Source organism: Nonomuraea sp. NPDC023979, from assembly GCF_040639085.1.
Taxonomy (GTDB): Bacteria; Actinomycetota; Actinomycetes; order Streptosporangiales; family Streptosporangiaceae; genus Nonomuraea; species Nonomuraea ceibae.
Window position 1 is genome coordinate 155,989 of record NZ_JBEZZG010000014.1, and the last position, 14,292, is coordinate 170,280.

Consider the following 14,292-nt stretch of genomic DNA (forward strand, 5'->3'; position numbering starts at 1 on the left):
CGCGCGGGCGCGCCCGCCGGTCAGTCGTCGTCGTGGTTGCGGTCGTGGTGGCGCCAGCCTTCCCACCAGCCGTTACCGTCGTCCCAGCCGCGGTTCCAGTCGCGGTCGTGGTCGTGGTCGTTGTGCGCCCACCACGGCTCCAGCTCGTGCTGCTTGTGGGGCCACACCGGCTTGTGGATGACCTTTCCGGGAGGGCCCTGGGGGCCCTGCGGACCCGCCGGTCCCTGCGGGCCGCGCGGACCCTCGGGGCCCCTCGGGCCGCGACGGCAGTGGTGGTGGTGACGGTGGCACTTGTGGCGCCAGCCACCCCACCAGCGGTGGCCCCAGCCGTGCCCGCAGCGGCGGTGACGGCAGCCCAGGAGGGGCTTCTCGTGCGCACCGGTGACCACGCCCGCCTGGACGGCGGTGCCGGCCACCTGAGCCGTGCTGGCGCCGGCGGCCTGCGCCGCCGGGAGAAGCATGACGCTGGCGGCAGCAGTCGCGAGGGCCAGGGTGGCGACCCGCTTGAGCGCGCGCGGCGCTCGACTCTCAGTGTTCATGGGCGATCGTTTCCGTTCATGGGTTTATCGATCTGGACGCGGGGCGCCGACTCGCTCGCTCCGCGACAGCCGCAGACATACCCGCACTCCCGATCACTCTTATCCAGTCGAACAGCAATGGATGATCAAAGGATCGCCATTTCCGCGAGGCGTGAGAGCGAAATTCAATTTGTCCGGATTTAGCGGGACAACAATGGCTCGCAGCCCTTTACGGAAAAAGGCATTTCGCCGGGGTGCGCATGCACCGAACAGGGAAACGAAGTGGCGTATGATCAACGTCTTGGTTCTCGCGGTGGGCCTGGGACTGCCCCTCGCTCCCGCCGTCCCCGCACCCGCGGCGCTCGCGCCCGCCGCCCGCGTGGCCGCCGATCCCGCCGCCCCGGCGGGCGTGCTGAGGCCCGGCGACCGGGGCCCCGCCGTGAAGCAGATGCAGCGGCGGCTGCGGGCCGGCGGCTATTTCTGGGGACAGGCCGACGGGGTTTTCGACGAATCCACCCGGGCCGCGGTGTGGGGGTTCCAGAAGAGCCAGGGAATGCGCCCGCGCAACGTGGCCGACGCCAAGGTGCTGCGCGCCCTGGAACGTCCCCGGAGAATGCGCCCGCTGGTGCCGGGCGGCCCCCGCGACCGCGTCGAGATCGACCTGCGCCGCCAGCTTCTCGCCGTTTACCGCGACCGGCGGCCGGTGCTGATCTCCCACATGTCGAGCGGCGCCGGGGTGCAGTTCTGCGAGGGCGGCCGCTGCCGGATCGCGCGCACCCCGGAGGGTGACTTCCGGGTGACCAAGCGGGCCCCGGGATGGACGACGGGGCCGCTCGGGTCGATGTACAACTCGCTGTACTTCGTCGGCGGGGTGGCGATGCACGGGTCGACGAAGGTGCCGCTGCGGCCCGCCTCCCACGGCTGCGTGCGGGTGCCGATGGACACCGCCGACAAGCTGTATCGCCTGGTCGACGTGGGTGAGCCCGTGTACGTGCGGCGCGGCGGGAGGTGAGCCGGCCGCCGGGGGCACGGACCGGCCGGACGGGGTCTCTGCCAGAATGGCCGCATGTCCCCAGCCCGCGCCCTCCTGATCACGGGCACTGTCGGCGCTGGCAAGACCACGGTGGCTGACGCGCTCGGCGACCTGCTCGCCGACGCCCGCGTCCCCGGCGCCGTGCTCGACCTCGACTGGCTGCGCCGCTCCTGGCCGTCGCCGCCCGGCGACCCGTTCAACTCGGCGATGACCGTGCGCAACCTGCGCAGCGTCGCCCGCAACTACCTGGAGGCGGGGGCCGTGCGGCTGGTCCTCGCGGGCGTCATCGAGAGCCTGGAGGAGCGGGGACGCTACCGGGAGGCGCTCGGCGTCGACCTGACCGTGTGCCGGCTGCGCGTCGAGCCCGCCACGCTCCGGCGGCGGCTGGTCCGGCGGCACGACGGCGACGAGGCGCGGCTGCGCTGGCACCTGGCCCGCGCGGGCGAGCTCGACGACATCCTGGACGCGGCCGAGGTCGACGACGTCACGGTGCAGGTGGCGGACGACCCGCCCGCCGCCGTGGCCGCCGCCGTCCTGAAGGCCACCGCCTGGGCCCCCTGACGCCGCCACGAGTCCCGGTACGGCGTTCGGTCAGGTGAGGAGGGGCCGCACCTCTTCCGCGGTGAAGCGGACGAAGCCCGCCGGGTCGGGCTCGTCACCGGTGGGCTGCAGGATCACGGTGTCGGCCCCGGCCTCGGCCAGCCGCGCGGCGGCCTCGGCGATCGCCGCGGCCGGCCCGGCGGCGCCGTACTCCGGCCTGCCGCCGAGGGCGGTCTCGGCCTCGAGCCGGGCGGGCCCGTCGGGGCCGGTGGCGGCGTGCAGGTAGCAGACGAGCTCGTGCCGGTCGTCACGCCCGGCCGCCTCCCGCCCCTCGTCGATGAGCCGGCGCGCCCGCCGTACGTCGTCCGGGGCGGTGCCGGCGACGATGACGGTGCCGTCGGCGGCCTCGCCCGACAGGCGCAGGGTGCGCGGCCCGGTGGCTCCGGCGAGCACCGGCGGCGGCGAGGCGGGCGGCGAGGCGGGCGGCCACACGAGGGCGACGTCGTCGAGCCGCACGTAACGCCCCCGCGTGGTGACGCGCTCGCCGCGCAGCAGCGCCCGGGTGGCCGCCAGGTGCTCGCGCAGCAGCGTGAGCGGCGACTCCACGCGCGCCCCGGTCTGCCCCATCCAGCTCTGCACGCCGTGACCGAGGGCGACGACGGCCCGGCCGGGGAACATCCGGTGCAGCGCGGCCGCCTCCATCGCGGCCAGCGCGGCGTTGCGCAGCGGGACGGGCAGCAGCCCGACGCCGACGCGCAGCCTGCGGGTCCAGGCGAGCGCGGCGGAGGCGGTGGAGACGCCGCCCTCGAAGAAGCAGTCCTCCCACAGCCACAGCTGCTCCAGCCCGGCGTCGTCGGCGGCCTGGGCGACCTCGCGGAGGCGTTCGGGCGGGAGCTGGGGCCGGAACACGGCGCCGAGTGCGGTCATGTGATCCTTTGTACCCGCCGGTCCGGGGCTCAGGCGAGGCCCGTGTCGCGTTCGACGACGGTGAAGCGGTCGGCCACCAGCCCGACGGTGGCGCCGGTGGCGAGCGGCCGGCGGTGCTCGAACGTGACGTGCTCGCCGCCGGGCAGCTCGGCGACGGACTCGCGGCCGGACCCCTGGAAGCTGCTGCGCACCACGGTGCCGGTGAACTGGGCGCCGGCGTCGACGAGGCGCAGGTCCTCGGGGCGCAGGGCGACGTTCACGACGGCGCCGGGCGGGCCGGGCGGCCGGCCGAGCGCGACGGTGGCGCCGCCGCCGAGCGCGAGCCCGCCGTCGGCGGTGACCTCGCCCTTCAGCAGGGTGACGGTGCCGACGAACGAGGCGACGAACGTGGTCTCCGGCCGGTCGTAGACGTCCTCGGGGGCGCCGATCTGCTCGACGCGGCCGCCGTTCATGACGGCGACCAGGTCGGAGATCTCCAGCGCCTCGTCCTGGTCGTGGGTGACGTAGACGGCGGTGATGCCGGTCTCCTGCTGGATGCGGCGGATCTCGCGGCGCATCTCGATCCGCAGCTTGGCGTCCAGGTTGGACAGCGGCTCGTCCATGAGCAGCACGTCGGGCTCCAGGGCGAGCGCGCGGGCCAGGGCGACGCGCTGCTGCTGGCCGCCGGAGAGCTGGCCGGGCCTGCGCTGCTCGCGGCCGGTCAGCCCGACCATGGCCAGCCCGGCCGCCACCTTGGCGGCGATCTCCTGCTTGGGCAGCTTGCGCAGGCGCAGCCCGTACGCGACGTTCTCGGCGACGGTCATGTGCGGCCACAGCGCGTAGCTCTGGAAGACGAACCCGATGCGGCGCTTCCACACCGGCACCCGGGCCAGGTCGCGCTCGCCGAACCGGACGCTGCCGGTGTCGGCCGTCTCGAACCCGGCGACGATGCGCAGCAGCGTCGTCTTGCCGCAGCCGGACGCGCCGAGCAACGTGACCAGCCGCCCCGACGGCACCCGCAGGTCGACCGACTCCAGGGCGGTGGTCTCGCCGAAGGACTTGGAGACGCCCTCGATGCTGATGTCCATCAGATGCTCCGGATGTTGTAGCGGCGGCGCAGCAGGTAGAGGGGGACGTAGACGGACACGAGCAGCACGGTGGTCATGGCCGAGGCGACGCCGAACGGGCTGCCGGGCTGCATGGCGTTGGTGAAGATGACCACGGTCATGGTGACCCACGGCACCGCGTACAGCATGACGGTGGCCGACAGCTCGGTGATCATCTGCAGGAAGCCGACGGTGCCGCCGGAGATGACGGCGGGCCTGATGATCGGCACGACGACGTCGCGGAAGCTGCGCCTGGGCGGCGCGCCGACGCTCATCGCGGCCTCCTCCAGCGACGGGTGCACCTGGGCGAGCGCGGTCTCGATGGACTTCATCACGTACGGGAGCCGCCGGATGAAGTAGGCGACCACGATGATCAGCGCGGTGCCGGTGAGGATGACCGGCAGATGGTTGAACGCCAGGATGAACCCGATGGCGAACACCGTGCCCGGCAGGATGTACGGGACCATGACGAGGTTGTTCAGCAGCGGGCCGGAGATCCGGAAGCGCTTGCGGGCCACGATGTAGGCCACGACCACGCCCGTGACCAGCGCGAGCAGGCAGGCGATGCCGGCGAAGACGAAGCTGAGCACGATCGGCTGCAGCGACTCCTCGAACAGCCGCCGGTAGTTGTCCAGCGTCGGCTCCCACTGCAGGATGCCCGACTGCCAGCGCAGGAAGCTGGTGAGGACGACCACGAGGTGCGGCACGAACCCGAGCAGCAGCGCCGTCCAGATCCCGCCCAGCGTCAGCGCTCTGGGCAGGCCGCGCAGCTCGCGCAGCGGCTGCTCCCGGCCGCCGGTCACGGCGAACGAGCGCCGCGCGACGATCCGCCGCTGCGCGACCAGGGCGAGCCCGGAGACGAGCACCATCACGATGCTGGCCGTGGCGGCGATGCCGGGGCTGGCGGCCACCTCGGACATGAAGTTCTGGTAGACCACGACGGGCAGCATCTGGTAGCCGCCGCCGATGAGCATGGGCGTGCCGAAGTCGGCGAAGATCCGCATCCCGGCCAGGTAGCAGCCGGTGACGATCGCGGGCACCGCCAGCGGCAGCGTCACCTTCCAGTGCGCCCGCCACGGCGTGGACCCGACCGACAGCGCGGCCTCCTCCAGCGCCGGGTCGACCGCCCGGAACGCGTCGTACACCATGAGGAAGATCAGCGCGAACGTGAACCACACGCCCACCCAGATGATGCCGCCGACGCCGAGGATCGAGTCGAACGGCAGCGGCACCCCCGCCTCGCGGGCCGCCTTGGTGACGATGCCGCCGCTGCCGAGCAGCAGCAGCCACGCGTACGCGCCGAGGAACGGCGGCGAGGTCGTCGCCATCGTCAGCAGCGTGAGCACGGCCTCCCGGCCGGGCACCCGGTAGCGGGCCATGACGAACGCGAGCGGCACCGCCACCAGCGCGGCGCCCGCCGCGACGGCGAGGCTGACGACGACGCTGTGCACCAGCGGCGCGGTGAACCGGTCGTCGGCGGCGAACGCGGCGAACCGGTCGAGCGTGAACTCGCCCGTGTCGGAGGTGAACGCGGCCGTGACGATCCACAGCTGCGGGTAGACGATGAAGATCAGCAGGACGAGCAGGGCGAGGAGGCCGGCCAGCCGCCACGGGTCGCGCCAGTTCGCCCGGGAGGAACGGGACCGGGACCGGACGGCCATCAGCCCGCGCTCTTGACCGCGTCGTCGAACTTGGCCAGGATCTCGTCCTTCTGCCCGGCCGCCCACTTCTCGTCCACGCCGGCCCGCTTGAGCTGCTCGACCGGCGGCAGCCCGGTCGGCGCGGACACGTCGGCGCGGGAGGAGCGCCGCTGCACCTGGTCGACCATCGTCTGCTGGGCCTCCTTCGACATCAGGAAGTCCACGAACGTCTTGGCCGCCTCCAGGTGCTTGGCGCCCTTGATGACTCCGGCGGAGCCGATCTGGCTGGACACGCCGTCGGACGGGTAGATCAGCTTGATCTTGGCCCCGGCCTCGATCCACTTGGCGCCCAGGTCCTCGTTGATGAACGAGGTGCCGACCTCGCCGTCCTTGACCATGTTGAACATGGCCGTGGAGCCGTCGAGCAGCCGCGCGTTCTTCGCGAACCGGGTCACGTACTCCCAGTCGTGCAGCGTGACCATGGTGGTGAGCAGGCTGTAGGAGGTGCCGGACGACTTGGGGGTGGCGAAGGCGATCTCGCCGCCGGGGTAGTCCGGCTCGGCCAGGTCGGCGAACGTCCTGGGGTGCTTGCTCGCGTCGGGGAACTTGTCGGTGTTCACGGCGATCGCCTGGAAGAGCAGGTCGGTGGCGTGCCAGACATGGTTGGGGTCCTTGGCCACGGTGGCGGCGTCGTTGGGCAGCTCGACGGGGGCGATCAGGTCGGCGTTGGCCGAGTACAGCTCGGACGAGCCGCCCCAGATGACGTCGCCGAGCGGCCGGTCCTTCTCCGCCCTGACACGGGCGAACGCCTCGCCGGTGCCCGGCAGGCTGATCTTGTTGACGGTGATGTCGGGGTGCGCGGTCCTGAACGCGGCCAGGATCGGGTCCGTGACCTCGGGGCCGCTGACGGAGTAGAGCGTGAGCGAGTTCGCGTCGCCCTGGCCGGCGCCCGCGTCGTTGTTGGTCAGCACACCCGAGCAGCCCGCCAGGGCCAGCGTGACCGCGCCGAGCATGATCCCGTACCGCATGGTGGTGTCTCCTGATCTGAGGGGGGTTTCAGCGGATCCATACCGGGTTGCCGGCGGCCCGCAGCGAGCTGTGGTCGCGCATCGAGCTGGCCCAGAAGCGGGGGTCGTGCCTGCCGGGGTCGGCGTGCGCCTCGGCCCGGTAGTAGCCGGGCCGGTCGATCACGTCCTCGACGGCGATCCGCTGCCACTCCCCCGGCCGGTCCCCGGCCGGGACCACGCCGATGATCAGCCCGTCGCGCAGCACGAACACCACGACCGGCTCGTCCGCCCGCACGTCCACCTCGACGCGCACCCGCCCGCGCCCGGTGCTCGACCCCATCGGCGCGCCGTCCACGCGCATGTCGAGGTCGGCGCCGCGCCACACGGCCACCCGCCCGGCCCGCAGCCCCGCCACGATCCCCGCCCGGCTCGCCTCCTCGGCGTGCACCACGGTCACCACCTGGCCGAGCGCCTGCGCCGGGTCGTGCGGGTCGTGGCAGTCGCTGCCCGCGACGCCGATCACCCGGTGCCCGGCCGTGAGCAGCCGGTCCCACAGGCCGATCTGCGCGTCGTTGTTGGCGCCCTGCTGGAGGTGGGCGATCTCGATGAGGTCGACGCGGTCCCACGGGGTGTCGAAGCGCCGCCACGCCTGGTCGCCGCTGAAGGCGTGGTTGACGCAGAGCAGCCCGCCCTGCTCGTGCACGTCGGCGGCCACCTGGGTCATCGTGTGCTCGGGGCGGTCCACGTACGTGTCGACCCAGCGCGACAGGCCGTGCAGGTTGGCGTGGCCGCGGTGGCTGGTGAGCTCCATCGAGCGCAGCAGCACGAGCTCGTCGTCGTGCGCGGCCAGGTCGTCCCAGTGGGCGGAGGTGAAGTGGTCGGTGACGGCCAGGAAGTCCAGGCGGGCGTCACGGGCGGCCCGCACCAGGTCGGCGACGGGCCTGCGGCCGTCGGAGTGGTGGGAGTGGCTGTGCAGCTCGCCCCGGTACCAGCCGGCGCCGCCGCGCGTGACCTCCCCCGGCGCGGGACGCTCGCGCGGCACGGTTCGCGCCGCCGCCGTCGCCGGCTCCCCGGCCGGGCGGACGCGCACGGTCAGCTCGTACGGCGCGGCCCGCTTGTGGCGGTCGAGATCGAGGCGTACGGTCCATCGGCCGGGCGGGACCGGGCCCGGGACGCATCCCGGCGTCGCGTCGTGTCGCCCGACGCGGATCACCAGCCGCCTCGGCCCCGGCCCGCCGGGACACTGCACGTGCCCCCGGAACGTTCCCGCGGGGTCGAGGAGCACCGCGTAGATCTGGACGACGTCCATGACCTTGTCGTACGCGAGCTCCAGCTCCAGCTCGCCCGCGCCCTCGGGGACGTCCAGCGGGTAGTGCAGGTAGTGCAGGTCCAGCGCGGGCTCCGGCAGGCTGGTGGCCACGCTGAGCAGCTCGATCTCCCTGATCATGGTGCCGCCGGACTCCCGTCTTCCTTGCCGATCAGTGACAGCTTTCTATCCGGGAGATGAACAAAAAGTCAACGTTTGTTAAGACATAAGGTGAATCTGTCGTATGGTCGCGGGGACATCCCGGCTTTCCGCGGAGGGGCGGAGTGCGGCAAGCCGGTTGAAATCGCCGGTCATTCACCGGCAAGCCGGTTGAAACCGCCGCATCGCACAGTGAGGCCATCCACCAGGAAGGACGGTCCTCCGATGAGCCTCTCCCGCGCCCTCGCCGGTCTCGCAGTCACCGCCACCGCCACCATCACCGTCGCCGCCCTCGCCCCCGCCGCGCACGCCGCCCCCTCCGCCGGGTCGTGGGGCCCGTACCAGGCTCCCGGGAAGCGCGCCGTCGCGGCCGGCACGCTGACCGCCACCGGTGAGGACCACGCCGACCTGCCGACCGCCGACGCCGTCCGGATCAGCGGCACCGTGCGCGACAACACGCGCGGCGCCGCGTGCGGGTGGGCGGTCTTCCGCATCACCTACCGCTCGGGCGGCGAGCTGCCGTTCCGGCACCGCTGGGCCCGCGACTGCTCCTACCGCACCCCGAAGCACTTCACGATCAGCCACGGGGACGTCTACCAGGTCGAGCTCAAGGTCTGCGCCGAGCCCAAGGCCGCCAAGCCCTCCCTCACCTGCCTGTACGCGGGCACCTGGAAGACCCTCTACCTGTCGAAGTGACCGCCGGCCGGGCCGGAAAACCTGTCGAACCGCGCCGGAGCCGGGTGGTATGCGTGTGCGGGTGGACTTCTACCTGCGGACCGACCGCCTGGCCCTGCGCCGCTTCACCGAGACCGAGGCCGACGCCGACCTCCTGTACGACCTGCACAACGACCCCGAGGTGATGCGCTACCTCAACGGCGGCAAGCCGGTCCCCCGCGAGGTGATCACCGGGGAGACGCTGCCGAGGTTCGCCGCCGGGGGCTTCTACGCCGCGTTCGACGGGGAGACGTTCATCGGCTGGTTCCTCCTGAACGGCCCCGCCGAGGGGCCTGAGCTGGGCTACCGGCTGCACAAGGCGGCCTGGGGCAAGGGCTACGCGACCGAGGGCTCGCTGGCGCTCATCGACCGCGCCTTCTCCCTCGGCGCCCGGCGCGTGTACGCCGAGACGATGACGGTCAACCGCGGCTCGCGGCGCGTCATGGAGAAGTGCGGGCTGCGCTTCGTGCGCACGTTCTTCCAGGACTGGCCGGACGTGATCGACGGCTCCGACCAGGGCGAGGTCGAGTACGAGATCACCCGCGAGGAGTGGGAGGCGCGCCGGTCCTGAACCACCCGGCCTGGTGCACTGGTCAGACCAGTCGTTAGGGTGCCTCCATGGCATACGAGCGGTTGTTCCGCCTGGACGGGCGGCGTGCGGTGGTCATCGGAGCCGGTAGCGGCATCGGCAGGGAGTCGGCGCTCGCGCTGGCCGCGCACGGCGCCGACGTCGTGTGCGCCGACCGCGACCTGGCCGCCGCCACCGCCACCGCCGAGCGCTGCGGCGGCGCCGCCCGGCTGCTCGACGTGCTCGACACCGGCGAGCTGCGCGCCGCCGCCGCGGCCGAACACCCCGTCGACGTGCTCGTGTTCACCGCCGCCACGAACGTGCGCAAGCGGCTGCTCGACTACACCGGCGAGGAGTTCGACCGGGTCGTCGACCTGAACCTGCGCGCCTCGTTCGAGGTGATCCGGGCCTTCGGCGCGGGCATGGTCGAACGGGGCCGCGGCTCCATCATCGGCTTCGCGTCGATCCGCGCCTCCGTGACCGAACCCGGCCAGGGCGTCTACTCGGCCACCAAGGCCGGGCTGGTGCAGCTCCTGCGCACCGCCGCCGCCGAGTTCGGGCCGTCCGGGGTGCGGGTCAACGCGATCGCGCCCGGCGTCGTCGAGACGCCGCTGACCAGGCAGATCAAGGACAACCCCGCCTGGTACGACGCCTACGCGGCCAAGAGCGCGCTGGGCCGGTGGGCCACGGCGGAGGAGATGGCCGGCGCGGTCGTCTACCTGGCGAGCGACGCGGCCAGTTTCGTCACCGGCTCCGTGCTCCACGTCGACGGCGGCTGGACCGCCGTCGACGGCCGCTTCGACCCACCGAACTAGCGCCCCGCCGAGACAGCCGCCTCCCGGTCCGGCTGCCGCCCGCCGGGGCCGGCGTGGCGTGGCAGAGTGGGGCCATGCGCATCGGGGTGCTCGGGCCACTGGAGGTGGTGGCGGACGGGGGGCCGGTCGACGTCGGCGGGTTCCGGCTGCGGGCGCTGCTCATCCGGCTGGCCCTGGACCCGGGCGGCATGGTGACCTCACGCGCCCTGGCCGAGGCGCTGTGGCCCGACGGCGGCCCCGCCAACCCGGCCCCGGCCCTGCACTCGCTCGTGTCCCGGCTGCGCCGCGCCCTGCCCGGCCGCGACGCCCTGCGCTCCGAACCCGCCGGGTACCGGCTCGACCTGCCCGGCGACAGCGTGGACGTGACCCGCTTCGAACGGCTCGCCGCCCAGGGGCACCGGGCGCTGCGCGAGGGCCGCCCGGACGCCGCCCTGCCCGCGCTCGCCGGCGCGCTGGCGCTGTGGCGGGGCGAACCGCTGGCCGACGCCGCCGCCCTCCCCTTCGCCGCCTCGGCCGCCGTACGCCTGGAGGAGCTGTGGCTCGGCGCGCTGGAGGACCGCATCGAGGCCGAGCTCGCCACCGGGCACCGGCCGCCGGGCGACGTGGCCGAGCTGGAGCAGCTCACCGCCGCCCACCCCCTGCGCGAGCGCCTGCGCGCCCTCCACCTCCGCACGCTCGCCGCCCACGGCAGGCAGGCCGAAGCCCTGGCCGCCTTCGAGACCTACCGCCGCCTGCTGGCCGCCGAACTCGGCACCGACCCCGGCCCCGACCTCCGCGCCCTGCACCTCCACCTCCTCCACGGCACACCCCCCACCCCCCTCCCCTCCGACCCCCCGCCCCCCGGGGCCACGCCAGACGGCGCACACCCGAGGGAACTTCAGGACCGCACTCCCTCCGTAGCGGACGAGCGCGAAGACCAGCGCCCGAGCAAGGGTGAGCGTCCCCACGGAAGCCAAACCCCGCACGGGGGCGAGGGCCCGCACGGGGCCGAGGGCGCGCACCTCCCGGGCTCCCGCACCGGCCCGTCCGGAGAGGGGCCGTTCGGGGGTGAGGGGCGGGTGCCGGTGGCCTTGACGGAGCTCGTCGGGCGGGAGGCGGAGCTGCGGCTGATCGCCGCGCGCCTGGCCGCCGGTCGGCTGGTGACGCTGGTCGGCCCCGGCGGCGTGGGGAAGACGCGCCTCGCCATCGCAGCCGTGGCCACCGGCGGGGTGCCCGCCGAGGCGCGCCGGAGCGATCCCAGCCGTCGGGTGTGGTGGGTGGGGCTGGCGGCGGTGGCCGACGCGGGGGACGTGGCGCTGGCGGTGGCGCGGGCGTTGGGGTTGCGGGTCCGGGCGGACGCCGTGGAGCAGCTGGCCGAGGCGTTCGCGGGGGCGCGGGCGCTGCTGGTGCTGGACAACTGTGAGCACGTGGCGGACCCGGTGGCCCGGCTGGTGGAGGCGCTGCTCGGCCGCTGCCCCGGTCTGCGGGTGCTGGCGACGAGCCGGGAGCCGCTGCGCATCGACGGGGAGGCGCTGTGCCCGGTGGCCCCGCTGCCGCTGGAGGAGGCCGAGCGGCTGTTCTCGGCGCGGGCGCTGGCCGTGCGGCCGGGGTTCGTCCCGTCGGGGCGGGTCGGTGAGGTGTGCGCGCGGCTGGACGGGCTCCCGCTGGCGATCGAGCTGGCCGCGGCCCGGCTGCGGACGATGACGCTGGACCGGCTGGCCGACGGGCTGCCGCGCGGGGACGGCCCGTTCCGGCTGCTGACGGGCGGCAGCCGGACGGCCTCGCCCCGGCACCGGACGTTGCGCGGCGTGGTGGAGTGGAGCTGGGACCTGCTGGACGGCGGCGTCCGGGAGGCGGCGGAGCGGGCGGCGGTCTTCCCGGCGAGCTTCACGGCGCAGGCGGCGGCCGGGGCGGGCGTCGGTGAGGACGCGCTGCACGCGCTGGTGGACAAGTCGCTGCTGCAGCTCGACGGCGACCGCTACCGGATGCTGGGGACGATCCGGGAGTACGGGCTGCTGCGGCTGGCGGAGTCGGGCCGGTTGCGGGCGGCGCGGGAGGCGCATGCCGCGTGCTTTCTCGCGCTGGCCGAATCCGCGGGGCCCGAGTTGCGAGGGGCCGGGCAGCTGGGCCGGGTGGCGCGGCTGGCGGCCGAGCGGGACCATCTGCTGGCCGCGCTGCGCACCGCGTGCGACCACGGCGACGCGGATGTGGCGGTGCGGCTGGGTGCGGCGCTGGCGATGTTCTGGACGGTGCGCGGTGAGCACGCGGAGGCGGTCGCCCGGCTGCGCGCGGCCCTTCAGGTGCCGGGCCGGTCCGCGCCGGGTCCCCGGCGGACGGCGGTGGCCGTCTTCCTGCTGAACGCCCTGATGACGGGTGATCTGGCGGGCGCGGCGGCGGCCCTCCCCCCGGGCGACCCCGGCGGTTCGGGTGAGGAGGGAGCGCTCGGGGCGTTCGCGGGGGCGTTGCTGGCGCTGGCCCGTGGCGAGGCGGACAGCGGGCTGAGCGGGCTGGAGCCGTACCTGGAAGCGGGGGATCCCTGGACGCGCGGGATGGTGTGGCTGGCGCGGTCGCTGCTGCGCGGCACCGACGCCGGGATGGCGGCGGGGCGCGCCGATCTGGTGGCGGCGGTCGCGGGGTTCCGGGAGGCCGGGGAGCGGTGGGGGCTGGCGTTGACGCTGATGTCGCTGGCGTCGGTCGAGATCGCCGCCGACGCGTACGATGCGGCCGTGGCGGCGCTGGAGGAGGCCGAGGGACTGGCCGCCGACCTGGGCACGCACCACGAGCTGGGGGTGTGGGTGGCGATGGTGCGCGTCCACGCCGGGCAGCCGGAGGGGGCCCGGGCGCGGCTGCTGCGGCTGGCCGAGGAGGGCGAGCCGGGGCCTGGCGGGCCGCGGCGGGCGGCCGTGGCGCGGGTGGCGCTGGCGGACCTGGCCCGCTGCGAGGGGGACCTGGGCGAGGCCGGCCGGCAGTTGCGGCTGGCGGGCGAGGAGGGCGACACGCCGTACCGGACGTTGTACGCGGCGGGGGCGGGGCGGCTGGCGGTCGCCGCCGGGGAGCTGGAGGCGGCGGCCCGCTGGCTCGGGGAGGCGCTGGCGCTGGCGGCGGCGATGCCGGACCCGCCGATGGTCGCGCAGGTGGGGGTGGGGCTGACGGATCTGCTGCTGCGGCGCGGCGAGCCGGTGCGGGCGGCGGAGACGCTGGGCGCCGCCGAGGCGGTGCGGGGCGGCCCGGACGCGCGTCATCCGGACGTCGTCCGGCTGACGCGCGCCCTGCTGGTCACCTCCGGGCGCCGGGCCGCCTTCGAGCGCGGCCGCCGCCTGGACCGGGCGGCCGCGCTCGCCGCGCTGCGGGCGGTGTGAGGCGCGTCAGGAGCGGGCGGCCTGCCTGGCGCGCCTGGCGACGTAGGCGTCGCGGCAGCCGGAGCAGCAGAAGGCGTGCAGGACGCCGTCCTCCTCCAGGGTGACCGCGTCGTCGTCCAGGGGCACGATCACGCCGCACATCGGGTCGCGGGCGGCGCGGCCCTCGGCGAGGTCGGTTTCGACCGGCGCGTTCAGGAGTTCCACGATGCCCTCGGACGTGGTGGCGCGCCCGTTCAGGCCGATGCCGCCCTCGGGCACGCCCAGCACGTGCACCTGCACGTCCGGGTCCCGGCCGTCGGACTCCCTGAGGACCTTGGTCGCGTACGAGACCACCGCCTCGCTCATGTCCTTGCGCCAGGGGCCGGGAACGTACACGCGGACCAGGTAGCGGGGCCGGTCGGCGGGGCCGAGGGCGCGTCCGGCGGCCACCCACACGTCCGGTTCGTGCACGACCACCTGGAACATGGACCGGAACACCTCGGCGGTCCCGTCGCCGATCAGCTCGCCTCCCCCGGTCAGCTCGTGGAGGGAGCCGAGGCGTTCGGCGACGAGGCGGCGGTCGGAGTCGAGGACGCCTTTGGGGACGAAGAGTTCGATGAACATCATGCGGCCCAGCGTGCGGCCGGGGCCTGCCGGGCCGCT

The 14,292-nt window shown here is 74.4% G+C and carries 13 protein-coding genes; 6 read left to right on the forward strand and 7 right to left on the reverse strand.

Annotated elements, in window-relative coordinates:
* Nucleotides 1-20 precede the first annotated feature (20 nt).
* The gene (locus AB0G11_RS24640) at nucleotides 21-539 is read right to left on the reverse strand and encodes a hypothetical protein (protein WP_219513923.1); all 519 of its coding nucleotides are present in this window, start codon (nucleotides 537-539) and stop codon (nucleotides 21-23) included.
* Between the two features lie 268 nt (nucleotides 540-807).
* On the opposite strand from AB0G11_RS24640, the gene AB0G11_RS24645 reads away from it, so the two are divergent.
* A complete protein-coding gene (locus AB0G11_RS24645; RefSeq protein ID WP_357588450.1) occupies nucleotides 808-1,530 on the forward strand; it encodes a L,D-transpeptidase family protein in 723 nt (240 codons plus the stop codon).
* Between the two features lie 54 nt (nucleotides 1,531-1,584).
* Nucleotides 1,585-2,112, forward strand: coding sequence for an AAA family ATPase (locus AB0G11_RS24650; RefSeq protein WP_219513927.1), 528 nt, complete (start codon nucleotides 1,585-1,587; stop codon nucleotides 2,110-2,112).
* A 30-nt stretch (nucleotides 2,113-2,142) separates the two neighbouring features.
* Here the strand turns inward: AB0G11_RS24650 and AB0G11_RS24655 are convergent, their stop codons facing one another.
* The 5 genes from AB0G11_RS24655 to AB0G11_RS24675 are packed head-to-tail and all read right to left on the reverse strand — an operon-like array spanning nucleotide 2,143 to nucleotide 8,197.
* Complete coding sequence (locus AB0G11_RS24655; RefSeq protein WP_357588452.1) at nucleotides 2,143-3,018, reverse strand: LLM class flavin-dependent oxidoreductase; 876 nt, start codon at nucleotides 3,016-3,018, stop codon at nucleotides 2,143-2,145.
* A gap of 29 nt (nucleotides 3,019-3,047) precedes the next feature.
* Nucleotides 3,048-4,085 (reverse strand): ABC transporter ATP-binding protein, encoded by a 1,038-nt coding sequence (locus AB0G11_RS24660; RefSeq protein ID WP_219513931.1) that lies wholly within the window; start codon nucleotides 4,083-4,085, stop codon nucleotides 3,048-3,050.
* The gene (locus AB0G11_RS24665) at nucleotides 4,085-5,764 is read right to left on the reverse strand and encodes an iron ABC transporter permease (RefSeq protein ID WP_357588454.1); all 1,680 of its coding nucleotides are present in this window, start codon (nucleotides 5,762-5,764) and stop codon (nucleotides 4,085-4,087) included. Before AB0G11_RS24665 ends, AB0G11_RS24660 begins: the two co-directional genes overlap by 1 nt.
* The gene (locus AB0G11_RS24670) at nucleotides 5,764-6,771 is read right to left on the reverse strand and encodes an extracellular solute-binding protein (RefSeq protein WP_219513943.1); all 1,008 of its coding nucleotides are present in this window, start codon (nucleotides 6,769-6,771) and stop codon (nucleotides 5,764-5,766) included. The genes AB0G11_RS24665 and AB0G11_RS24670 overlap by 1 nt, the downstream gene beginning before the upstream one ends.
* 28 nt (nucleotides 6,772-6,799) lie before the next feature.
* The gene (locus tag AB0G11_RS24675; protein ID WP_357588456.1) at nucleotides 6,800-8,197 is read right to left on the reverse strand and encodes a CehA/McbA family metallohydrolase; all 1,398 of its coding nucleotides are present in this window, start codon (nucleotides 8,195-8,197) and stop codon (nucleotides 6,800-6,802) included.
* Between the two features lie 243 nt (nucleotides 8,198-8,440).
* Here AB0G11_RS24675 and AB0G11_RS24680 point away from each other — a divergent pair, with 243 nt between their 5' ends.
* From AB0G11_RS24680 to AB0G11_RS24695, 4 genes are all read left to right on the forward strand, one after another.
* Entirely contained in the window at nucleotides 8,441-8,911 is a 471-nt protein-coding gene (locus tag AB0G11_RS24680; protein WP_357588458.1) for a hypothetical protein, read from the forward strand.
* 49 nt (nucleotides 8,912-8,960) lie between these two features.
* The gene (locus AB0G11_RS24685; protein ID WP_357588460.1) at nucleotides 8,961-9,500 is read left to right on the forward strand and encodes a GNAT family N-acetyltransferase; all 540 of its coding nucleotides are present in this window, start codon (nucleotides 8,961-8,963) and stop codon (nucleotides 9,498-9,500) included.
* A 47-nt stretch (nucleotides 9,501-9,547) separates the two neighbouring features.
* Complete coding sequence (locus tag AB0G11_RS24690; protein WP_219513974.1) at nucleotides 9,548-10,312, forward strand: SDR family NAD(P)-dependent oxidoreductase; 765 nt, start codon at nucleotides 9,548-9,550, stop codon at nucleotides 10,310-10,312.
* A gap of 74 nt (nucleotides 10,313-10,386) precedes the next feature.
* Entirely contained in the window at nucleotides 10,387-13,650 is a 3,264-nt protein-coding gene (locus AB0G11_RS24695; protein WP_357588462.1) for a BTAD domain-containing putative transcriptional regulator, read from the forward strand.
* A 6-nt stretch (nucleotides 13,651-13,656) separates the two neighbouring features.
* Here AB0G11_RS24695 and AB0G11_RS24700 read toward each other — a convergent pair whose 3' ends face one another.
* Nucleotides 13,657-14,256, reverse strand: a complete 600-nt coding sequence (locus tag AB0G11_RS24700) for a YHS domain protein (protein ID WP_219510017.1) — start codon at nucleotides 14,254-14,256, stop codon at nucleotides 13,657-13,659.
* Between the last annotated feature and the right edge of the window lie 36 nt (nucleotides 14,257-14,292).